We start from the raw sequence: 20,185 nt of genomic DNA, 5'->3' as shown, positions 1-20,185 counted from the left end.
CCACTGGTGCCGAGCGCCGCCCGGGTGACCTATCGCACGGACCCGGTGACCGTCCGGTCGACGTCGGGAACCGATTTGCGGTCATTGCCGGCAAGGGCGGCGATGATCAGCAGGCTGGCGACCACCGGAACGAACAGGATGGCGACACGGGCCTGTACATAAAAAATGGCGCGCCATTCACTGCTGCGCTTGTCGGGGCTGTCGCTCATCATACTCACTCTGCCATGGACCCCCCCGGGCGTCACATAGAGGTGAACTGTTAAGCAACTCCTTCCGACTTCGTTAACGGGCGGACTTCAAGCGCGAAATCAGCTGAGCCCGATCCGCCTGGCGCCTTGCCGGAACAGCGCCTCGGCATCGGGCTCGAAGCGGAAGGTGCCGATGAAATCGTCGGCGCGATAGTCCGGCAATGTCTTGCGGATGGCGGCGGCGAAGCCGCGCGCCTCGTCGAGCCGGCCGGCCAGCGCCAGGCAGTGCGCGGCGATCGCCAGGATGATGGTATGCGCATTAGGCCGTGCCGCCGCCTTCAGCGCCCAGTCGGCCGCCTCCTCGAACTGGCCGAGCCGGACATGCGACATGGCGCGTGACCCCAGCATGCCGAACAGCAGCGGGTCGAAGGGACTGAGATGGCGCGAATGGTCGGAGGAGCTTATCGCCGCTTGCGGGTCGCCCGACTGCGAGTGGACAAAGGACAGCGCGTAATGGCCGAGCGCGAAATTGGGGCTGAGATCCACCGCCCGTTCCAGTTCGGAGAGCGAGCCGTCCTGCTCGCCGCGCAGCCACAGCGCCCGGCCCATCGCCCAGTGCGCGGCCGGATTGTGGTCGTCGATCAGCAGGCTGTTGCCGGCGCTCTCATAGGCCAGCGCGCTTTCGCGGTCGCGGTCGCCCCAGCGCTGGAAGGCATTCTGCCAGTGAGTAAAGGAGAGACCGGCATAGGCGCGGGCAAAGGTCGGGTCGAGCTGCAAGGCCTTGTCGAAGAAATGCCGCGCCTGCTCATTCTCGCCCTGGGTGAAGCGATACATGTGCCAGAGGCCGCGGTGATAGGCCTCCCAGGCATTGAGCGAGTTGGGCGCCTTTAGCATGGCGCGGTTGCGCTCGACCGTTTCGATCTCGGCCGAGATCGACGACACGATGCTGTCGCCGATATCGTCGAGCACGGTAAAGAGGTCGTCGGGCCGGCGCTCGAAGGTCTCGGCCCAAACTATCCTGGCGGTGCGCACCTCGACGAGTTCGACGCTGACGATCAGACGGCTGGCCATGCTGCGCACGGTGCCGGTGGCGACATAGTCGACGCCAAGTTTTCTGCCGGCTTCCTCCGGCGCGATGGTCGTCTCTGCCAGCGCGAACACCGAACCGCGCGCGATGACGAAGAAATCGCGAAGCTTGGCGAGCCGGGTGATGATGTCGTGGGTGAAACCGTCGGCCAGCCCGCCGCGCCCGCCGCTCTCCTCGACAAACGGCATCACCGCCAGCGACGCCTGGCTCGGCACGATAGTGCCGACATCGTTCGATGGGGCGACCAATTGCGATGATGTGGACAGGCAGGCCGGCTGCGCCTTGAGCGGGCTGCCGGACTGTTGGCCGCGGATTGCCTGCCAGGCCGCGCGAAGCGGGGCGAAATCCAGCTCTTCCGACTGAAACAGGCGAGCCGCCGAAGCCAGATGCTCTTCGGCCGCGCCCATGGCACCGCGCTCCGCCAGATTGGACAGCAAGGCCAGATGCGCGCGTGTGTCGAATGGCGCCAGCTCGACCCATTTGTCGAGATGGGGGGACATTTCGGGCGAGCCCGCCGGATGGTTTGCGGCAAGCTGTTCCAGCACGGCAGCGTGGAATGCGTGAAAACGCCGGCGCTGGGCGATCAGCCAGCTCTCGAAAAGCGGGCTGCGCTCGAGCATCAGCCCGTCGAGCAAATCGCCGGCGAAGAGTTCTGCCAGCGCCTGCAGCTGCTTCCTGTCGAGTGTGCCGATCCCTTGCGTGGTGGCACGGCTGATCTCCAGCGCATCGACAAGACAGCAGTCGAGATCGAGCGCGACCGTGTCGCCTTGTGTTACGACCCGGCGCCGGTCCGGCGTGTCAAGGGCGGCGCGCAGCTTGCTCAGGCACCAGCGCAGTTCGCCACGGGGATCGTTGGGCACATCCCACAGCAGTTCGCACAGGCGGCTGCGCCCCACGGCGTGTGGCGCCAGCGCCAGATAGGCGAACAGCGCGCGCAGCTTGCGTGACTGCGGCAGCGCCACCGGCACGCCGTCGCGCAGGATCTCCAGCGATCCAAGCAGGCGCACGGACAGTCGCGGCATGTCGCCGTCCAGCCTCGATGGTGCGGATTCCACGTCCGTTTCCACGCCTGCTCCCACGCTGGCCTGTCGGCCCTTGCTGTATCACCAAACACGACACGGCGCATCCGGCGGCAAATTTCCACGCCGGGGCATCGTCATTGCCGCATCGTCGGCAGTCAGTCCTAACGCGGCCATGTCTCGAAACCTCGCCGCCCAAGCCGCCGGTTTGTAACCGGCTTGTGAAGATGAACACGATCGAGGAGATCAACGATGTTGAATAGACAGAAAATCAGGACCACGGCCGGGCGCGGCCGCCTGTTCGACAGCATTCTGGACACTGTCGGCGACACGCCGGTGATCCGMATMAACAATCTCGGACCGGCCCACGCGACGATCTACGTSAAGGCCGAGTTCTTCAATCCSGCCGCCTCSGTGAAGGACCGGCTGGCGCTCAACATCATCGAGGAGGGCGAGCGCAGCGGCGCGTTGAAGCCCGGCCAGACCGTGGTCGAGGCRACCAGCGGCAACACCGGCATCGGGCTCGCCATGGTCTGCGCGCAAAAGGGCTATCCGCTGGTGGTCACCATGGCCGACAGCTTTTCAGTCGAGCGCCGCAAGCTGATGCGCATGTTGGGCGCCAAGGTGGTGCTGACGCCGCGSGCSSARAAGGGYTTTGGCATGTACAAGAAGGCGGTSGARYTGGCCGARGCCAAKGGCTGGTTCCTGGCCCGCCAGTTCGAGACGGCAGCCAAYGCCGCCATCCACGARGCSACSACGGCRCGCGAGATCATCAAYGATTTCGCCGGCTCGCGGCTCGATTGCTTCGTCACCGGCTACGGCACCGGCGGCACCGTCGTCGGCGTGGCGCGCGTGCTGCGCCGCGAGCGGCCGGAGACCCGCATCGTGCTCTCCGAACCGGCCAATGCGCAGCTGATCGGCAGCGGCAAGGCGCAGCAGCGCGGTACCCATGGCGCCCCTGCCGCCAGCCACCCGGCCTTCGAACCGCATCCCATCCAGGGCTGGACGCCGGACTTCATCCCCAACGTGCTGCAGGAAGCGATCGATACCAGCCTCTATGACGAGGTGATGCCGATCGCCGGACCCGAAGGCATCAAATGGGCCAAGGCCCTGGCGCAGAAGGAAGGCATCTTCACCGGCATTTCCGGCGGCGCCACCTTCGCCGTGGCGATGCAGGTCGCGGAGAAGGCGCCGGCCGGATCGGTGATCCTGTGCATGCTGCCCGACACCGGCGAGCGCTACATGTCGACACCGCTGTTCGACGGCATCGAGGCCGAAATGGATGCCGATGAGATGGCGTTGTCGCGCTCGACGCCCGGCTGCCAATTCCCGGCGGCTTGACGGGAGGAGTTCATGGATATCGCGCAGGAAACCCTCGGCATGGTGGCCGAGGAAACGCTCGACCCCGCCGACTGGGCCACTGTCCAGGCCCTGTCACACCAAGTCATCGACGACGCCGTCGATTATCTCCGCGATATCCGGGACCGCCCGGCCTGGCGGCAGATGCCGGCGGATGTGAGAGAGACCTTCGCGGCACCCCTGCCGCGCTTCCCCGCGCCGCTGGCCGCTGTCTATAGCGAGGTCTCGCGCACCGTGATGTCCTATCCGATGGGCAACATCCATCCGCGCTTCTGGGCCTGGTACATGGGGTCGAGCAACTTCACCGGCGCGCTCAGCGATTTCCTGGCGGCAATCCAGGGCTCCAACCTCGGCGGCGGCAATCACGCCGCCGGGCTGATGGACAGCCAGGTGGTGAACTGGTGCAAGCAGATGCTGGGCTTTCCAGCCTCCGCCTCCGGCACGCTGGTCAGTGGTGGTTCGATGGCCAACCTCATCGGGCTGACGGTGGCGCGCAACACCAAGGCCGGCATCGACGTGCGCGAGCACGGCGTTGCGGCAATCGAAAAGCCGCTGCGCTTCTATGGCTCGGACCAGATCCATTCCTGCCATCGCAAGGCGATGGAAGCGCTCGGCCTCGGCAACCGGGCGCTGCGCCGCATCCCGACCGACGCCAGCCTGCGCATCGACATCCCAGCATTGCGCGCGGCGATAGCAGAGGATCGCGCGGCCGGTTTCAAGCCGGCCTGCGTTATCGGCAATGCCGGCACGGTCAACACCGGTGCGATCGACGATCTGCGGACGCTCGCCAAACTCGCACATGAGGAAGACCTCTGGTTCCATGTCGACGGCTGCATCGGCGCGCTGATCGCGATTGCGCCTGACAATGCGCATCGCGTTGCCGGCATCGAATGGGCGGACTCCATCGCGCTCGATCCGCACAAATGGCTGCATGCGCCGTTCGAGGTCGGCTGCGCCCTGGTCAGGGATGCCATCGCGCATCGCCGGACCTTCGCGGTGACGCCGGAATATCTGGAATCGACGCCGCGCGGCCTAGCGTCGGGCGAATGGCTGCACGATTACGGCCTGCAGACATCGCGAGGCTTTCGCGCGCTCAAAGTGTGGATGGCGCTGAAAGAACATGGCGTCGACAAATTCGGCCGACTGATCGACCAGAACATCGCGCAAGCCTTCTATCTCGCCGGGCGGATCGAGGCCGAGCCGCTGCTGGAGCTGGCGACGCCGCCGACCATCAATATCGTCTGCTTCCGCTACCAGCCAGGCGTCACCGGCGAGGCGCTGAAGGCGCTCAACACCGAGATCATGCTGCGGCTGCAGGAACAAGGCATTGCCACCCTCTCCGACACCACCGTGCATGGCGAGCACTGGCTGCGCGTGGCGATCGCCAACCACCGCACACGGCGCGACGACCTCGACCTTCTGGTCGCCGAGACGGTGCGGCTGGGGCGCGAGATCGCGGCCGAAGGCACTTCAGCGAAATAGGTCAGAACGCGAGCGACAGGCATGGGCGGCCATGCGATTCTGCGGCGGTGATTCGGGAGGCTCGACCGTGACGCTGTTTCGTATGGCCGTGCTGGCGGCGCTGGTCTGCACCAATTCGGCCGAGGCCGCCGACATGGCCTTCTTCGTCAAGAACCTGCGCAAGGAAGCGGTTGCGGTCGAATTGTTCAGCCGCGACCGCGAGACGGTCTGGCCGGGCAATGACAAGGTGTTCATGATCGACCCGAATTCCCAGAAATCGGTGCCGCTGTCCTGCAATTCCGGAGAGCGCATCTGCTATGGCGCCTGGGTCGACGGCAACGACCAGATCTCGGCCGGCGTCGGGCCTGACAACGACCAGCCTTGCGACAACTGCTGCTTCATCTGCGTGGAACACACGACCGAGACGATCGATCTGGTGCCGTGATTGGGGCCTCGTGAATCTAGCTACGGTATGCACACATTTCCAAGCAGTTGGTCTTTGGCGATAGCGTGCATGGGAACTTGGCGCATGCATTTTCTTATGTGCGCTGGTCGACCCCCACTCCGTCTCGGCTTCGCCGAGCCACCTCTCCCCCGATCGACGGGGTAGAGGAAAGGCGCCAAACCTTTTTGCCGTCAACGCTCATCCAGCAACGCTCCCTTCCTTTCCCTCCGGAGGGGGGAAAGGTGGCGCTGCGAAGCAGCGACGGATTGGGGGAACCACGTGGCAATCAAGCCGCGGGCCGATCAGTCACGCCAATCACAGAAGAGTGTGCATCCAGTAGCTGAATCTAGGCAGGAGGTCACGTCAGTCCGGCAGACCGGCCTTGCGAAAACCATCGACGAAATGCTCGCGCATCGCGTCGTCGCGGAATGGCTCCGTCCAGACCCAGTGGCTGGTCGTAAAATGCGGGTTGCCGATCAGGAACATTTCGACCTCGGCGCGCGCCTCTTCGAGTCGGCCGAGCTGGGCCAGGCTTGCCGCCAGGAAACGGCGCGAGCTCGTTCGATAGGTCTCGTCCCGGCGCAGGGTCTCGACGGCGGCCTCGTAGTCGCGCGCTGCATACTGCGCCGCGCCAAGGGTGAGATAATACCAGCTCGCCGGAAACGGGTTCAGCCGGAACGCCTTGCGGATCTGCTCGAGGCCCTCCTCGACCCGCCCGGCCAAGGTCGTGATGTCGGCCAGTGTCGCCCAGGCATCGGCCTCGTTCGGGTCAAGTTCGAACGCCTTGGCGAATTCGGCATCCGCCTCTTCGAAGCTGTGCTCATAGGCAAGCAAATTGCCGAGCACCCAGCGGCAGCCGGCATCGTTGGGATCGATCGCCACGGCCTTGCGCGCCAGTTCGAGCGCAATGCGACGGTTGGGTTCGACCGGCTCGCCCCAATGCACCCATCCCATCCAATGGTTCATGGCAAGCCAGCGATGRGCCTGTGCGTACTCCGGATCGAGGGACACAGCGCGCGTCAGCAKCAGATGCGCTTCSCGYGCCGTCTGCGGCGAATCGTCGATCAGCTTGCGCGCCCGCACGCAGAGATCGTARGCCTCSAGATTSTTGGGCCGRTTGCGYGGCRGYGGCGCGCGCAGCCGRCCGAGCARYGCCTCSACGATCTTGGCCGTSRCCTCGTCCTGRACGGCAAAGATGTCSTCCAGGCYGCGATCRAAGCGTTCCGCCCAMAGRTGCTCGCCGCTCWYCGCGTCGACCAGCTGTGCGTTGATGCGCACGCGCCCGGCAGCGCGTCTGGCGCTRCCCTCCAGSAGATAGCGCACGCCAAGCTCCTCGGCGATCGCGCGCACATCCATCGCCTTGCCCTTGTAGGCAAAGGTCGAGTTGCGCGCGATGACGAACAGGCCCGGGGCCCTGGACAGGTCGGTGATCAAATCTTCGGTCAACCCGTCTGCGAAGGCCTCCTGCTCGGGGTCGTTGCTGAGATTGACGAAAGGCAGCACCGCTATCGATGGTTTGTCGGGCAGCGGCAAWKGTTTWCGCTTGGCGYGGKCGAGCTGTTCGATGGCGCCGGTGAAGCGGTAGCCGACGCGCGGCACCGTCGATATCCATTCACCGCCGCCGGCGGGCGGACCAAGCAGCTTGCGCAGCTGCGCGATCTGGACGGTGAGGTTGCCTTCCTCGACGGCCGTCCCCGGCCACGCCGCATCCATCAGTTCGGCCTTCTCGAGGATTTCGCCGGGCCGTCCGACGAGCGCCGCAAGCAGCTTCAGCCCACGATAGCCGACGGCAACGGGATCGTCGTTCCGAAGCAGCGTTCCCGCASCSGRATCAAGCACGAACGGACCAAAGGCAAAGCGCGATCCCTGCATASGGCGCATCTATAGAGCAATTCGAGGAAAAGTGTGAGGCGGTTTTCCCGGGAAAAGCGTGGTGCGCTTCCTGAGGAGCGACGTCAAAACAAAGAGTTAGAGCCGATTTGGAACTTTTGAGAACTATTTGGGAGGGCTTAATTACGGCGCCGTCCGTATGCTGCAAAGTCCAGCCTCATTAGATCGTTGCCCCTCAAATCGTGTGGGGGTCCCGGAAACCCATGGAGGTTGTCATGACCAATATTTTTGCATCGGCCCCGCATCAGGCAGTGCGGCGGGGAACGTCCGTCGGGCAGGCGTCGCGCCGGCGCTATAGCCTTGCGAGCCTGCGAAACACCGTCGCAGCCTGGCGCGAACGGACCTACTTTCGCTGGGACCTCAAGCGAATCTCGGACACCAATCCGCATCTGATCGACGATATCGGCCTGACCAGGCGGCAGGTCGATGAAGAGATCGCCAAGTTGCCCTTCTGGCAACGCTAGGGCGAGGATTTTGAGATCCTGCGGCCGATTGTATCTGGGCCGATTATATCTGGGATTGTCGCCATCATCCCTTTAGCCCCCGCGCGCGTCGTGCCATGATCCCCTATCGGCCGTGGGGGCCGATTCTTCACGGGGGTTTTCATGTCTTTCACGTCCGCGCGCCGGCTTGCCGCCGCGTTTTCGCTCGCCGTCCTGTTTGCACCATCCGCCCATGCCGGCGACGTCACCTTCACCGTCAAGAACAGCCATCCCAACGCCATGCGCCTTGAGCTCTACAGCCAGGACCGCGACTATGTCTGGCCGGGCGAAGGCAAGGACTTTTACCTCGACGACGGCGAGACCAAGTCGCTGCCGATCTCCTGCAACGAGGGTGAATCGATCTGCTACGGCGCCTGGGTCGATGGTGACGAGGGCACCTATTGGGGCGTCGGCCCCGGCAACAAGGAAAAATGCGAGGACTGCTGCTACACCTGCAGCGGTGGCGAGACCGAGGAGATCAATCTCGTCCCCTGACCGGTTTGCCAGCTTGACGGTTTTCCTGTTCGAGCCATAGCTTGCCCAACACCCAAGGCACGCCGCGTCTGTGCATTCAGCCGCGACGTGCCCCAGGCAACAGGAGCACCGCGATGGCCGGCATGGTCGAAAGTGACAAGATCGACGTCGGGTTCTCCGGCAAGCGCTGCATCCATTCGCGCAATTGCGTGCTSGGCRATCCGCAYGTCTTCGTGCCCAACGCGSCGGGCCARTGGATCCATCCCGATGCGGCCAGCGTCGAGAAAGTGGTGGCCATCGCCGAAAACTGCCCCTCGGGCGCCATCACATATGTCCGCAAGGATGGGGGGCCGCAGGAACAGCCGCCTGTGGTCAACACCGTGCGGCTGCGCGAAAACGGCCCGCTCGCCGTTCACGCCGAGATCGTGCTCGACGGCCAAACCTTCTATCGCGCCACGCTCTGTCGCTGCGGCGCTTCGGAAAACAAGCCGTTCTGCGACGGCAGTCACACCAAGGCCGGCTTCACCGCCACTGGCGAACCGGCGCTGAAGGACACGCCGGCGTTGGAGGCGCGCAATGGCCCGCTGAAAGTGACGCCGACCACCAACGGCCCGCTCAAGATCGAGGGCAATGTCGAGATCGTCACCGGCACCGGCCATACGATCGACCGCACACAACGCACCTTCCTCTGCCGCTGCGGCCACTCGGCCAACAAGCCGTTTTGCGATGGGTCGCATAAGCGGGTGGGGTTTGTCGGGTAGGTAGGCGCTGCGGTCGACGCGGCCAATCTCCCCCCTCGTGGGGGAGATGCCCGGCAGGGCAGAGGGGGGCGCCGTAGAGCGCTATCTTCAACACCCAGCGAACAGTGACAATGCCTCATACGCCATTGCCTCCGAGACATCGCGCAAACGCCAGATCGATGCGCAAGGTCATGACATCAGCCGAATTAAAGCTCTGGAACGAGCTTCGCGTGCACCGGTTGATGGGGCTTGGCTTCCGCCGACAACTTCCGGTCGCCGGATACATTGTCGACTTCGCTTGCCCGGAGAAGAGACTTGTCGTCGAAGTCGACGGCTCCCAGCATGCGGAAGCCGACGCAACCACCAGCGACGACGCAAGGACGTTGCGCCTGGAGCAAGATGGTTGGACCGTCCTGCGCTTCTGGAACGATGACATCATCCGCGACATCGACAATGTCTGCCAGCATATTGTGATTGCGGCCGGGCTTGGAGACGCGTCTTTGACGAAGCGGCTGCAGGAACTGTAGTCGCCGCAAGGTCGGCGGGACAGCGCCCCCCTCTGGCCTGCCGGCCATCTCCCCCACAAGGGGGGAGATCGAACTCCTCCCTTGGCCCAGCGCTCGCGGCTTTATCGCCCGCCTCGTATCGGCTAATGGGCTGGGGCAGATAAATCGGACCGCCATCAGCAATGACCGCCAAGACTAAACCAAAACCCCTCTTCCTCGGCATCGACACCGGCGGCACCTACACCGATGCCGTGCTGTGGTCTGAAACCGAAGGCCCACAGCAAGGGCCAAACAAGGGCAAGGTGCTGGCCAAGGCCAAGGCGCTGACCACGCGACATGATCTCGCCGTCGGTATTTCCGGCGCCGTCGACGCGGTGCTCGAAAAGGCCGGCACCGATCCGGTGGCGATCAAACTGGTGTCGATGTCGACGACGCTTGCCACCAATGCGCTGGTCGAGGGCCAGGGCGGTCGGGTGGCGCTGGTGATGATAGGCTTTTCCGAAGCCGACCTCGCCCGCGACGGGCTGAAGACGGCGCTCGGCACCGATCCGGTGGTGTTTTGCCCAGGCGGCCACGATGTCCACGGCAATGCCGCCAAGCTCGACCTGTCCCAGCTGGAAGAGGCCTTGCCGGAGCTTGGCGCTTCGGTGTCCGGCTTTGCCGTCTGCGCCTATTTCGCCACCCGCAACCCGGCCCACGAGATCGCAACGCGCGAGCTGATCCGCGACAAGACCGGCCTGCCGGTCACCGCAAGCCACGAGCTGTCGGCCAAGCTCGGCGGCCCGCGCCGGGCGCTGACGACGCTGCTCAACGCCAGGCTGATCTCGATGATCGACCGGCTCGTTGCGGCGACCGAAGGGTTTTTGGAAGCCCGCAGCATCGCCGCCCCGCTGATGGTGGTGCGCGGCGACGGCGCGCTGGTCTCGGCGGCGTTTGCCCGCCAGCGGCCGATCGAAACCATCCTCTCCGGCCCCGCCGCCAGCCTGGTTGGCGCACGTCACATGACCGGGCTCGACAATGCCGTGGTCTCAGACATTGGCGGCACCACCACCGACGTCGCCGTTCTCGACAAGGGTCGTCCGCGGCTTGATCCCGAAGGCGCCACCGTCGGTGGCTTCCGCACCATGGTCGAAGCGGTCGCCATGCGCACCTTCGGCCTTGGCGGCGATTCCGAAGTGGCGCTGGAGGACGGCGCACTCAACCCGAAGATTTTGCTCGGGCCGCGCCGCCTGGTGCCGCTGGCGCTGGCCGGCATGGCGCATGGTGACGCCGTGAGGTCGGAACTCGAACGCCAGTTGCGGGCACCGAACCCCGGCCGCATGGATGGCCGCTTCGCGGTGCGCACCGGCGTGCCGGACAGACTTGCAGCGGGCCTCACCGCTCCCGAAGCGCGGCTCTACGAGGCGATCGGCGCAACCCCGCTTGCCCTCGACAGGCTGCTGACATCGAACGCCCAGAACGCCACCTTGAACCGGCTGGTCTCGCGCGGCTTGGTGCATATCTCAGGCTTCACCCCGTCGGACGCAGCACACGTGCTGGGCAAGCAGGCCAACTGGGACGCCGTCACCGCTCGCCTCGGCGCCGAATTGTTTGCCCGCAAGCGCGACGGCCGTGGTCAGAATATTGCGGCGTCACCGGAGGTGATCTCGGAGCGGGTGCTGGTGACGCTGACGCGCTGGTCGGCCGAATACATCCTCGAAACCGCTTTCGCCGAGGACGGGCTCGATGGCGCCGCGACGGTGGCGCACGCGCTGGTCCAGCGCGCCGTCGACGCCCACCCCGGCATCGCCCGGCTGAGTGTCGCGCTCGACCGTCCGGTCATCGGCCTCGGCGCCTCGGCGCCGCTGCACTATGCCGGCCTGGCGCCCCTGGTCGGCAATGAGTGCGTGGTGCCGGAAGACACCGATGTCGCCAACGCGCTCGGCGCCGTCGTCGGTCAGGTCAGGGTTTCGGCCGAAGCGCGGGTCAGCCAGCCCAAGGAAGGGCTGTTCCGCCTTGCCTCGGGCGAGACGGTGCGCGATTTCCTCGACGAGGCAGCGGCGATCGCGGCCGCCGAAGCCGATGTGCGGGCAATCGTCGCCCAGAGGGCGAAGGACGCCGGCACCGACAGCGCCGAGATCGATGTCGCGACCGAGTTCAGGGTTTCGACGGTCGAAGCCCAGCGCATGTTCATCGAGGCGCATGTCGTGGCGGTGGCCTCGGGAAGGCCAAGAATTGCGGTGTGAGGACGAGAGCGATCTCCCCCCTTGTGGGGGAGATGGCCGGCAGGCCAGAGGGGGGCACTGTCCCGCCGACCTATCGGTTCTACCTTTGCTTCGACATCCAGTTGTGGTGATGTTCCCACGGCAGAAGGGGGCAAAGGTCGCGATCCTTCACGCCCCCCTCTGCCCTGCCGGGCATCTCCCCCACGAGGGGGGAGATTGGCAGCGTCACCGCTCGCCAAAACACCCACCTTCACCCTAAGCTGAATTGACCCTGCAACCCCAACATGCCAAACGCCCCGCAAAGCCTTTCATCTGGAGTAGCCTGATGACCGATCGCATCGAGATCGCCGGATTGCGGATTGCCCGCGAGCTGCATGATTTTGTGGCCAACGAGGCCTTGCCCGGCACCGGCATCGCGGCGGATGCGTTCTGGAACGGCTTTTCGGCCATCGTCCACGATCTCGGCCCGAAGAACCGCGCACTGCTGGCAAAACGCGACGCCATGCAGGAAAAGCTCGACGGCTGGTATCGCGACAATGGCGCGCCGATCGATATGGAGGCCTACAAGAGCTTCCTCAGGGAGATTGGCTATCTCGTCCCCGAAGGGCCGGCCTTCAGCGTCTCGACCGAGAATGTCGACCCGGAAATCGCTGTCGTTGCCGGGCCGCAGCTGGTCGTGCCGGTGATGAATGCGCGCTATGCGCTCAATGCCGCCAATGCGCGCTGGGGTTCGCTCTACGACGCGCTCTACGGCACCGATGCCATTCCCGAAACCGGCGGCGCTGAAAAGGGCAAGGGTTTCAACCCGGCGCGCGGCGCCAAGGTCGTCGCCTGGACGAAGACTTTTCTCGACGAGGCCGCCCCACTCACCTCAGGCAAATGGGCAGGGGTGAACGGCCTGTCGGTGGCCAATGGCGCGCTGAAGCTCAGCGCTGGTGCCGGTTCGACGACGCTGGCCGACCCCAGACAATTCGTCGGCTATCGTGGCGACGCCGCCAACCCGCAAGCCGTGCTGCTGGTCAGGAACGGCCTGCATATCGAGATCGTGATCGACCGCGCCAACCAGATCGGCCGCACCGATCCGGCGGGCATTGCCGATGTCATCCTGGAATCGGCGCTGACCACCATCCAGGACTGCGAGGATTCGGTCGCGGCGGTGGATGCCGAGGACAAGGTCGTCGTCTACCGCAACTGGCTCGGCCTGATGAAGGGCGATCTGGCCGAAGAGATCAGCAAGGGCGGCAGGAGTTTTGTCCGCAAGCTCAACCCGGACCGTGCCTACACGGCGCCGACAGGCGGCACGCTGACCGTGCCCGGCCGCTCGCTGATGCTGGTCAGGAATGTCGGCCACCTGATGACCAATCCGGCGATAACAGACCGCGATGGCAACGAGGTGCCGGAAGGCATCATGGACGCGGCATTGACGGCGCTGATCGCGTTGCACGATGTCGGAGCCAAGGGGCGGCGGATGAACTCTCGCGCCGGCTCGATGTATGTGGTGAAACCGAAGATGCACGGGCCGGAGGAAGTCGCCTTCGCCGTCGAGATCTTCGACCGCGTCGAGGCGCTACTCGGCATGCCAAAGAACACCATCAAGATGGGCATCATGGATGAGGAGCGGCGCACCACCGTCAACCTCAAGGAAGCGATCCGTGCGGCTAGGGAACGCGTGGTGTTTATCAACACCGGCTTCCTCGATCGCACCGGCGACGAGATCCACACCTCGATGGAAGCCGGCCCGATGATCCGCAAAGGCGACATGAAGCAGGCCGCCTGGATTTCCGCCTATGAGGCGTGGAATGTCGACACCGGACTCGAATGCGGCCTCGCCGGCCACGCTCAGATCGGCAAGGGCATGTGGGCGATGCCGGACCTGATGGCGGCGATGCTGGAACAGAAGATCGCTCATCCCAAGGCCGGCGCCAACACCGCCTGGGTGCCGTCGCCGACGGCGGCGACGCTGCACGCCACGCACTATCACAAGGTCGATGTCCATGCCGTACAGGCGGCGCTGAAGGGCCGGCCGAAGGCCAAGCTCGACGACATCCTCTCGGTGCCGGTCGCCGTGCGGCCTAACTGGACGCCCGACGAGATCCAGCGCGAACTCGACAACAACGCCCAAGGCATTCTGGGTTACGTCGTGCGCTGGATCGACCAGGGCGTCGGCTGCTCCAAAGTGCCTGACATCAACGATGTCGGCCTGATGGAAGACCGCGCCACGCTGCGCATCTCCTCGCAGCACATCGCCAACTGGCTGCGTCACAAAGTGTGCTCGGAAATCCAGGTGCGGGATTCGCTGCAGCGCATGGCGGCCATCGTCGACCGCCAGAATGTCGGCGATCCGCTCTACCGGCCGATGGCGCCGGATTTCGACACTTCCATCGCCTTCCGGGCCGCCTGCGACCTGGTGTTCAAGGGCACCAGCCAGCCCAATGGCTATACCGAGCCGGTGCTGCACGCGCGGAGATTAGAACTGAAGGCGCGCGCCCAGACCCTCTGAGAATTCGCAACGGCCGTGCTCTACTGATGCGCTACTTCGACGGCGCCAAGAATAGGCGCGCCGCTAAAGGCGTCATGACGCGCATCCCCTGTAGCTCACGAGCTTTTGATCAGATCTGCCAGTCGTGGCGGCGGAATTGCATGTGAAAGCAATATGAGGCAGCGGAAGTCCATGATAATTCTGCAAGTCAATATTTGGCTTGGGAGAACCAAAAATGGGCAAGATCCTTGCGCATGGAAGTATGCTTTGCCGTACTTCCGTCCTGATACTGGCAGCGTGTTTTTTCACGCCAGCGCAGGCGAGCCATATGTCTTACAAAATGTTTTATAAAAATGTAAAATCCGGAGTTAATAGCTACATATATAAAAATGACGAGATTTATGCAGATTGTACAGTTTCACACCTGAAGGTAAAGATAAGTACATATCCACAGCACGGTACCTTGGTGCTTTCCGAGGGGACAGTTCAAAATACCTACAGCAAACTGCTGCCCGAGTCGAAATGCGCCCGCAAAGTGTCAAATGGCGTTAAAGGATTCTATCGATCCACCGCCGGATACAGAGGTAAGGACAAGGCCGTTTTCTATGCGATCGATCCAGCCGGCAGGCCCCATTACACGACAATATATCTGACCGTAGGGTAGTTCCTCCGAGAGGCTTCGTTACCGGACGCGTCAGAAGGTTCGCCCGTCAGCGGTTGAACGGTCGCGGATCGTCGCCCGATCCGCGAGGGAACAATTTTCCGTCAGAGCATGGCGATAAAGAGGTCAGCGTTTCGGCGAAACGCTGACCTCTCCTGCCTTGGCGATCTCAGTTCAGCCCCAGCGTACCCCGCAGCTTCGACAGATCCTCGGCCAGCGCCGTCACCGGGCCGGCCAGCGCCTTGCGATCGGCATCCGACAGCTTGTCGTAGGTTTCGTAGCCGTCTGCAGTCTTGTACTTGGCCAGGATGGCGTCGACGGTGGCGAAATTGTCGTCGACGGTCTTGATCAAAGTGGGGTTCTCCTTCTCGACCAGCGGATGCACCAAAGCGACGATCTTCTGGGCGCCGTCGATATTGGCCTGGAAGTCCCAGAGGTCGGTGTGGCTGTAGCGGTCTTCCTCGCCGGAGATCTTGCTGGACGCCACTTCCTCAAGCAGGCCGGCGGCGCCGTCTATGGCCTTTTCCGGCGGCACGGTCAGGCCGGCAACGCGCTTCTGCAGGTCGAGCACATCGGCGTTGAGCTTGTCGGCCAGCGTGCCGAGGCCATCCGTCGTGTTCTGGCTGAAGAGCGTGTATTCGATGCGGTGGAAGCCGTAGAAGTCCGCCGACTTCTCCTTCTGCTCATGGTCGTCAGCGCGCGAATCGATGGCGCCGTCGAGGTCGGAGAACAGTTCGGCGATCGGCTCGATGGTCTCATAGTTGACGCGGGCCGGCGCATAGAGCGCCTTGGCCTTGGCGAGATCGCCTGATTTGACCGCTTCGGTGAACGCCTTGGTGCTGGTCACCAGCGTGTCGATCTTGCCCTGAACGTAGAGCTTGTAGTCAGCGATCGGCTGGACGAGGTCAAGCGGCGAAACGGCGGCGTGAGCCGGCGCGAAGCCGGTCAGCAGGGCGATGGCGGAGACCGCAAGCAGGCGATGGTTTCTCATGGAATATCCTCTCATAGTGTGAAGCTGGTTCGGAGTTCAGGCATGTGTCCCGGCGGCCATTTCGAGCAGTGAGCGGCCGAGATAGTCCTGCTCGTCCTTCACGCCCGGCAGGGCGAAGAAATAGCCGCCGCCGAAAGGCTTTATGTATTCCTCGAGCGCCTCGCCGTTGAGGCGGGTCTGGACGGCGACAAAACCCTGTTCGAGGTCGGCCTGGTAGCAGATGAACAGCAGGCCCATATCCATCTGGTTGGATTTGCTGACGCCGTTCGAATAGTTGAAGGGCCGCCGCAGGATCAGGTGCTTTTGCGCCTCGGCGTCGCGCGGGTTGGCGAGCCGGATATGTGCGTCGAGCGGTGTGGTCTTGCCTTGCGGGTCGTTGGCAAAGTGAGGAACATCGGCCTCGCTCGTACCGCCCTCGAGCGGCGTGCCGCTTGCTTTCTGGCGGCCGATGATCGTCTGCTGTTCCTGCAGCGGCGTGCGGTCCCAGCGCTCGACGAAATTTCTGATGAGGCGTACCACCTGGTAGGAACCGCCTGACGTCCAGGCGGGCTCGCCGCCGCTCGCCTGCACCCAGACTATTCTGTTCATCAACTCGGCGTCGGTGGAATCCGGATTGGCCGAACCGTCGCGAAAACCGAGGAAGTTGCGCGCGCTTTGCTTGGGCTTTCCGGGGTTCGGCGGCCGCACCGGCACCGAGCCTTCCTGCTTCCAGCGCAGGAGCAATGAGTCCGGGGTGTTCTTCACGATATCGCGCAGCGCGTGGATGTTGGTGTCAGGCGTGTTCGACGAGAATTGCAGCAACAGGTCGCCATGGCAGAATTCGTCCTGCAAGGCGTCGTTGGAAAACGATGTCATCTGGGCGAGATGCCTCGGTTTCAGCGCCTGCAGGCCGAAGCGTTCGTCGAACATCGATGCGCCGAGCGACGTCGTGATCGTCAGATTGTCCGGGGTGACGACAGGACCGAGAATGCCGGAATCGGCGGCGGGAAATTTCGGGTCGAGCACGGGCGGCGTTCCGCCTTCCATCAGGAAGGCGATGCGCTCGGTCAGCGTATGCAGCAGCCGCTGCAGCCCGGCACGGTTCTGGGCAAGCACGTCGAACGAGGCGACCAGGCCGGCGGCCGGCCGTGGCGTGACGATGCCCGGCTGGTGCTCGCCATGGAAAGCCTGCCGCTGGTCGATCGTGTCGCTTTCCGGCGCATTGGTCACGCTGCCAGCGGCAGCCGCCACCGCTGCTTGAGGGGCGAGCGCCCCGGCGACCGCGCCGATCAGCACCGAGCGGCGCGAGGGTGAGAAGGCCGCATTCGGGTCGCGGGGTTTTTCCCTGGCTGTCATTGGCTGAGGTCCATGGTTTCACGCAATCGGGAGAGGTCGCCGGCGAGTACTGACGCCGCCTTGCCGAGCTCGGCCTTGGCGGGATCGGAGAGCGCGTCGGATGCTTCAGCGCGGCGCATTGCGATCATGTCGCCCAGCACGGCAAAATCCTTGTCGAGCGACGTGACAATGTCGGGCGCGGTCTTGACTGCTACGGGACGCAAAAGGTCGAACACCTTGCGCACGCCTGTCTCCGCAGCCTCGAAGGAGGTGAGGTCGCCATGCGCGTAGGGGCTGTCGCCGAAGCCGGGTCCCGGAGCCGCAAACCGTTCCAGCATGGCAACCGAACCGCTGACCATGCTTTCGGGCATGATGCGCAATTCGTGGATACGGCTCTTTAGCAATGCCGCGTCGCTCCCGAGCTTGTCGGCGACGGGGGCGAGGCCGTCCGTGCTGCCCTGGCTGAACAGCCCATATTCGAGGCGGTGCAGGCCGCCGAAAGCCGGATCGGCCTCGTGCTGGCCGAAAGCATCGGCGCGCCCGTCGATCGCCGCGTCGAGGTCCGAAAACAGCGGCGACACCGGCGCCAGATGCGCATAGGCGGTCTCTGCCGGCGGATAGAGCGCCCTTGCCGCCGCCAGATCCCCCGATTTCACCGCACCGGCGAAGGCGCCGGCCGCCTGGACGAAGGCATCGGTCTCGGTTGCCAAAAACACCTTGTATTCGGCGAGCGCACCGATGAAGGCGGCTAGATCGGGCTTTTGGGCCGCGCCGGCATCGGCGGCGGGCAGCACGTGCAGCCGACCGCGCGGGTTCGAGAGCAGGCCGCAGGTGATGGCGTAGTCGCCGGGCTCGAGCCGCGTCGCCAGCGTCTGGGTGAAGCCCGGCGCGATGTTCTCGCGCTCCTCAAGCACCATCACGCCGTCGAGGATCTCCCATTCGACCGCGCGGTCGGAGCGGTTTTCGATCTGGAAGACGTGGCGGCCGGCGGCAATGGTCAGCGCATTGGGCTCGCAGGATGTTTCAGTGATCGCCACCAGGGTCGCGGATGACGCGTCATGGCGTCCTTTCTGCGCGACCCGTGTCGCATAGGTGAAGGCGGCGGCGGCAGCGACCAGCAACACCAGGGAAAGCGCCAGGCCGATGCGGACAGCCATGCGCGGCAGTGCGGGGGATTGCGGCGTGGCGCTCATGTCGCGGGCCGTCCGTGCTTGGTGGCTGTTGCCGGCTGCAGGCCCGGCCGATCCGCCAGGAAGAACCAGAGCGAAGGGACGAGGAAGCCGATATAGACGACGATTTCGCTGACCGTTGGCGCGTCGATATAGCCAAAAATGCCTGAGAGCACCGAGCCCAGCGGGCTGTCCATCGGCAGCAGGCCGCCGATGTCGAAGACTATCTGCTGCCCATGGTTCCACAGGCCGGCCTCGTGCAGCGCATTGACCGAATTGGCGAGCAGGCCGGCGGCGACGATCAGAATGAAAGCGCCGGTCCAGCGGAAGAAGCGCCTGAAGTTCAGCCGCACGCTGCCGGCATAAATGCCGTAGCCGACCACGCCTGCCAGCAGCACGCCGGCAAGGGCCGCCAGCGGTGCAAAACTGTTTTCCTGCTGGAAAGCGGCGAGCAGGAAGAACACCGACTCCACACCTTCGCGCGCCACAGCCAGGAAGACCATGGCGATCAGGCCGAAGCCCTTGCGTGACGGCGTCTCGAAGGCCGCGTCGATGGAATTGTGCAGCTCCGCCTTGATCGAGCGCGCCGCCTTGCGCATCCAGAACACCATCGAGGTCAGCACGCAGACGGCGACCAGCCCGATGATCGCCTCGAACAGCTCCTGCGCCTTCTGCGGGAATTCTACGCTGGCAAACTGCAGGATCGCGCCGACGCCGAGCGAAAAGGCAAGCGCCAAAAAGATGCCGATCCACACCACCGGCATCCAGGCGCCACGGCCGGTGCGGTTGAGGTAACTGGCGATGATACTGACGATAAGCGCCGCTTCGACACCCTCGCGAAACATGATCAGGAACGGTACCAGCATTGTCTGTCCAGCCGCGCGGGGAGAGACGTACAAAGTCCCGCCCGCCTGAAGGCCGCCGTTCAAGGCAGGCCGAAAACCTGTGTAAAGCGGTCACCTTTTATTATTGGCAGATGAGCAAGCACAAGCGAGCGCCAATCACATAAATGAGATGTCGAGGTGATCGGCGATCGGTTTCAGGCGCCTTGACGACTAGCGTTCTACCTACTAGATGGTAGGTAGTTGAAACGAAAGATCCCCATCATGTCTGCACAAATGAACGGTCAGAGCCGCGCCCCATCATCGAACGGTTGGCTCAAAAGCTACTATTATCTGCGGTTTGCCGTATCGGCAGCCTGGGTTGCGGCGGCTTTCACCGTCGCGAAAAGCAGCCCACCGCTCGCTGCCGCCGTGCTGGTTGCCTACCCTGCGTGGGACGCGCTCGCGAACTATCTTGACGCGCGCCGCACTGGCGGCCTCAGCCGCAACAACTCGCAGCTGCTCAATTTCGCCGTCAGTATCATCACCGCGATTGCGGTCGCCATCGCGCTCGGTCACAGCATGAACGCGGTGCTCTCGGTCTTTGGCGTCTGGGCCGCTTTTTCCGGCCTCTTCCAACTCTTGACCGCAGTACGTCGCTGGAAAACCAACGGCGCCCAGTGGGCGATGATCCTGAGTGGCGCCCAGTCGGCGCTGGCTGGGGTCTTCTTCGTCAAAATGGCGGGCGGCACGGAGGCGATTGGCATCGCCACCATCGCACCTTATGCCGCTTTCGGCGCCTTCTACTTCCTTGTGTCTGCCGTGTGGCTGTCGGTCAGCGACGTCCTTCGCAAGTCGCCGCAGGTCGCAGGTTGAGATTTCCCTTGCTGGAAGC

At 64.1% G+C, this 20,185-nt stretch carries 18 protein-coding genes; 11 read left to right on the top strand and 7 right to left on the bottom strand.

Annotated features, from left to right (window positions below; translation table 11 throughout):
* Positions 1-29: 29 nt before the first annotated feature.
* Positions 30-209 (bottom strand): hypothetical protein, encoded by a 180-nt coding sequence (locus AC1DX0_RS10620; RefSeq protein WP_475455185.1) that lies wholly within the window; start codon positions 207-209, stop codon positions 30-32.
* A gap of 99 nt (positions 210-308) precedes the next feature.
* Positions 309-2,297: a transcriptional regulator gene (locus AC1DX0_RS10615; protein WP_477218978.1), complete on the bottom strand. Its 1,989-nt coding sequence runs from the start codon at positions 2,295-2,297 to the stop codon at positions 309-311.
* Positions 2,298-2,546: 249 nt separating this feature from the next.
* On the opposite strand from AC1DX0_RS10615, the gene AC1DX0_RS10610 reads away from it, so the two are divergent.
* The 3 genes from AC1DX0_RS10610 to AC1DX0_RS10600 all read left to right on the top strand — a co-directional run bounded on the left by AC1DX0_RS10610 (position 2,547) and on the right by AC1DX0_RS10600 (position 5,559).
* On the top strand, positions 2,547-3,635 hold the full coding sequence (locus AC1DX0_RS10610) for a PLP-dependent cysteine synthase family protein (protein WP_477355271.1): 1,089 nt from the start codon (positions 2,547-2,549) through the stop codon (positions 3,633-3,635).
* A 12-nt stretch (positions 3,636-3,647) separates the two neighbouring features.
* Positions 3,648-5,135: a pyridoxal phosphate-dependent decarboxylase family protein gene (locus AC1DX0_RS10605; protein WP_477218976.1), complete on the top strand. Its 1,488-nt coding sequence runs from the start codon at positions 3,648-3,650 to the stop codon at positions 5,133-5,135.
* 67 nt (positions 5,136-5,202) lie between these two features.
* Complete coding sequence (locus tag AC1DX0_RS10600) at positions 5,203-5,559, top strand: hypothetical protein (protein WP_477218975.1); 357 nt, start codon at positions 5,203-5,205, stop codon at positions 5,557-5,559.
* Between the two features lie 363 nt (positions 5,560-5,922).
* Here AC1DX0_RS10600 and AC1DX0_RS10595 read toward each other — a convergent pair whose 3' ends face one another.
* A complete protein-coding gene (locus AC1DX0_RS10595; RefSeq protein WP_477355268.1) occupies positions 5,923-7,440 on the bottom strand; it encodes a winged helix-turn-helix domain-containing tetratricopeptide repeat protein in 1,518 nt (505 codons plus the stop codon).
* 224 nt (positions 7,441-7,664) lie between these two features.
* On the opposite strand from AC1DX0_RS10595, the gene AC1DX0_RS10590 reads away from it, so the two are divergent.
* The 7 genes from AC1DX0_RS10590 to AC1DX0_RS10560 all read left to right on the top strand — a co-directional run bounded on the left by AC1DX0_RS10590 (position 7,665) and on the right by AC1DX0_RS10560 (position 14,998).
* Complete coding sequence (locus tag AC1DX0_RS10590) at positions 7,665-7,913, top strand: DUF1127 domain-containing protein (RefSeq protein ID WP_477218973.1); 249 nt, start codon at positions 7,665-7,667, stop codon at positions 7,911-7,913.
* 141 nt (positions 7,914-8,054) lie between these two features.
* Positions 8,055-8,426 (top strand): hypothetical protein, encoded by a 372-nt coding sequence (locus AC1DX0_RS10585; protein ID WP_477218972.1) that lies wholly within the window; start codon positions 8,055-8,057, stop codon positions 8,424-8,426.
* Positions 8,427-8,539: 113 nt separating this feature from the next.
* The gene (locus AC1DX0_RS10580; protein WP_477355265.1) at positions 8,540-9,166 is read left to right on the top strand and encodes a CDGSH iron-sulfur domain-containing protein; all 627 of its coding nucleotides are present in this window, start codon (positions 8,540-8,542) and stop codon (positions 9,164-9,166) included.
* Between the two features lie 110 nt (positions 9,167-9,276).
* A complete protein-coding gene (locus AC1DX0_RS10575) occupies positions 9,277-9,672 on the top strand; it encodes an endonuclease domain-containing protein (RefSeq protein WP_477218970.1) in 396 nt (131 codons plus the stop codon).
* Positions 9,673-9,833: 161 nt separating this feature from the next.
* The gene (locus tag AC1DX0_RS10570) at positions 9,834-11,876 is read left to right on the top strand and encodes a hydantoinase/oxoprolinase N-terminal domain-containing protein (RefSeq protein ID WP_477218969.1); all 2,043 of its coding nucleotides are present in this window, start codon (positions 9,834-9,836) and stop codon (positions 11,874-11,876) included.
* 304 nt (positions 11,877-12,180) lie between these two features.
* Positions 12,181-14,355 (top strand): malate synthase G, encoded by a 2,175-nt coding sequence (locus AC1DX0_RS10565; RefSeq protein ID WP_477218968.1) that lies wholly within the window; start codon positions 12,181-12,183, stop codon positions 14,353-14,355.
* Positions 14,356-14,569: 214 nt separating this feature from the next.
* Positions 14,570-14,998 carry a hypothetical protein gene (locus AC1DX0_RS10560; RefSeq protein ID WP_477218967.1) on the top strand — a complete coding sequence of 143 codons (429 nt, stop codon included), beginning with the start codon at positions 14,570-14,572 and terminating at the stop codon, positions 14,996-14,998.
* A 166-nt stretch (positions 14,999-15,164) separates the two neighbouring features.
* Here the strand turns inward: AC1DX0_RS10560 and efeO (AC1DX0_RS10555) are convergent, their stop codons facing one another.
* Genes efeO (AC1DX0_RS10555) through efeU form a run of 4 tightly spaced genes read right to left on the bottom strand, consistent with a single transcriptional unit; the run spans position 15,165 to position 19,335 of the window.
* Positions 15,165-15,986 (bottom strand): iron uptake system protein EfeO, encoded by an 822-nt coding sequence (gene efeO, locus AC1DX0_RS10555; protein WP_477218966.1) that lies wholly within the window; start codon positions 15,984-15,986, stop codon positions 15,165-15,167.
* A 36-nt stretch (positions 15,987-16,022) separates the two neighbouring features.
* The gene (gene efeB / locus AC1DX0_RS10550) at positions 16,023-17,321 is read right to left on the bottom strand and encodes an iron uptake transporter deferrochelatase/peroxidase subunit (protein WP_477218965.1); all 1,299 of its coding nucleotides are present in this window, start codon (positions 17,319-17,321) and stop codon (positions 16,023-16,025) included.
* Positions 17,318-18,493 carry an iron uptake system protein EfeO gene (gene efeO / locus AC1DX0_RS10545; protein ID WP_477218964.1) on the bottom strand — a complete coding sequence of 392 codons (1,176 nt, stop codon included), beginning with the start codon at positions 18,491-18,493 and terminating at the stop codon, positions 17,318-17,320. The genes efeB and efeO (AC1DX0_RS10545) overlap by 4 nt, the downstream gene beginning before the upstream one ends.
* On the bottom strand, positions 18,490-19,335 hold the full coding sequence (gene efeU, locus AC1DX0_RS10540; RefSeq protein WP_477218963.1) for an iron uptake transporter permease EfeU: 846 nt from the start codon (positions 19,333-19,335) through the stop codon (positions 18,490-18,492). Before efeU ends, efeO (AC1DX0_RS10545) begins: the two co-directional genes overlap by 4 nt.
* A 240-nt stretch (positions 19,336-19,575) precedes the next feature.
* On the opposite strand from efeU, the gene AC1DX0_RS10535 reads away from it, so the two are divergent.
* The gene (locus AC1DX0_RS10535; RefSeq protein WP_477219116.1) at positions 19,576-20,166 is read left to right on the top strand and encodes a DUF308 domain-containing protein; all 591 of its coding nucleotides are present in this window, start codon (positions 19,576-19,578) and stop codon (positions 20,164-20,166) included.
* Positions 20,167-20,185 lie beyond the last annotated feature (19 nt).

This window comes from Mesorhizobium sp. P3_A9 (genome assembly GCF_056402975.1).
Note: the sequence above shows the minus strand (reverse complement) of the source record. Positions and strands in the feature narration are given on the sequence as shown.

What these genes read in the sequence shown, in the direction of transcription:
- AC1DX0_RS10575 (WP_477218970.1), top strand. Translation starts at nt 9,277, where the DNA reads ATGCCTCATACGCCATTGCCTCCGAGACATCGCGCAAACGCCAGATCG.
- AC1DX0_RS10605 (WP_477218976.1), top strand. Translation starts at nt 3,648, where the DNA reads ATGGATATCGCGCAGGAAACCCTCGGCATGGTGGCCGAGGAAACGCTC.
- efeO (WP_477218964.1), bottom strand. Translation starts at nt 18,493, where the DNA reads ATGAGCGCCACGCCGCAATCCCCCGCACTGCCGCGCATGGCTGTCCGC.
- AC1DX0_RS10560 (WP_477218967.1), top strand. Translation starts at nt 14,570, where the DNA reads ATGGGCAAGATCCTTGCGCATGGAAGTATGCTTTGCCGTACTTCCGTC.
- AC1DX0_RS10565 (WP_477218968.1), top strand. Translation starts at nt 12,181, where the DNA reads ATGACCGATCGCATCGAGATCGCCGGATTGCGGATTGCCCGCGAGCTG.
- efeO (WP_477218966.1), bottom strand. Translation starts at nt 15,986, where the DNA reads ATGAGAAACCATCGCCTGCTTGCGGTCTCCGCCATCGCCCTGCTGACC.
- AC1DX0_RS10590 (WP_477218973.1), top strand. Translation starts at nt 7,665, where the DNA reads ATGACCAATATTTTTGCATCGGCCCCGCATCAGGCAGTGCGGCGGGGA.
- AC1DX0_RS10620 (WP_475455185.1), bottom strand. Translation starts at nt 209, where the DNA reads ATGAGCGACAGCCCCGACAAGCGCAGCAGTGAATGGCGCGCCATTTTT.
- AC1DX0_RS10570 (WP_477218969.1), top strand. Translation starts at nt 9,834, where the DNA reads ATGACCGCCAAGACTAAACCAAAACCCCTCTTCCTCGGCATCGACACC.
- efeB (WP_477218965.1), bottom strand. Translation starts at nt 17,321, where the DNA reads ATGACAGCCAGGGAAAAACCCCGCGACCCGAATGCGGCCTTCTCACCC.
- efeU (WP_477218963.1), bottom strand. Translation starts at nt 19,335, where the DNA reads ATGCTGGTACCGTTCCTGATCATGTTTCGCGAGGGTGTCGAAGCGGCG.
- AC1DX0_RS10615 (WP_477218978.1), bottom strand. Translation starts at nt 2,297, where the DNA reads ATGCCGCGACTGTCCGTGCGCCTGCTTGGATCGCTGGAGATCCTGCGC.
- AC1DX0_RS10585 (WP_477218972.1), top strand. Translation starts at nt 8,055, where the DNA reads ATGTCTTTCACGTCCGCGCGCCGGCTTGCCGCCGCGTTTTCGCTCGCC.
- AC1DX0_RS10535 (WP_477219116.1), top strand. Translation starts at nt 19,576, where the DNA reads ATGTCTGCACAAATGAACGGTCAGAGCCGCGCCCCATCATCGAACGGT.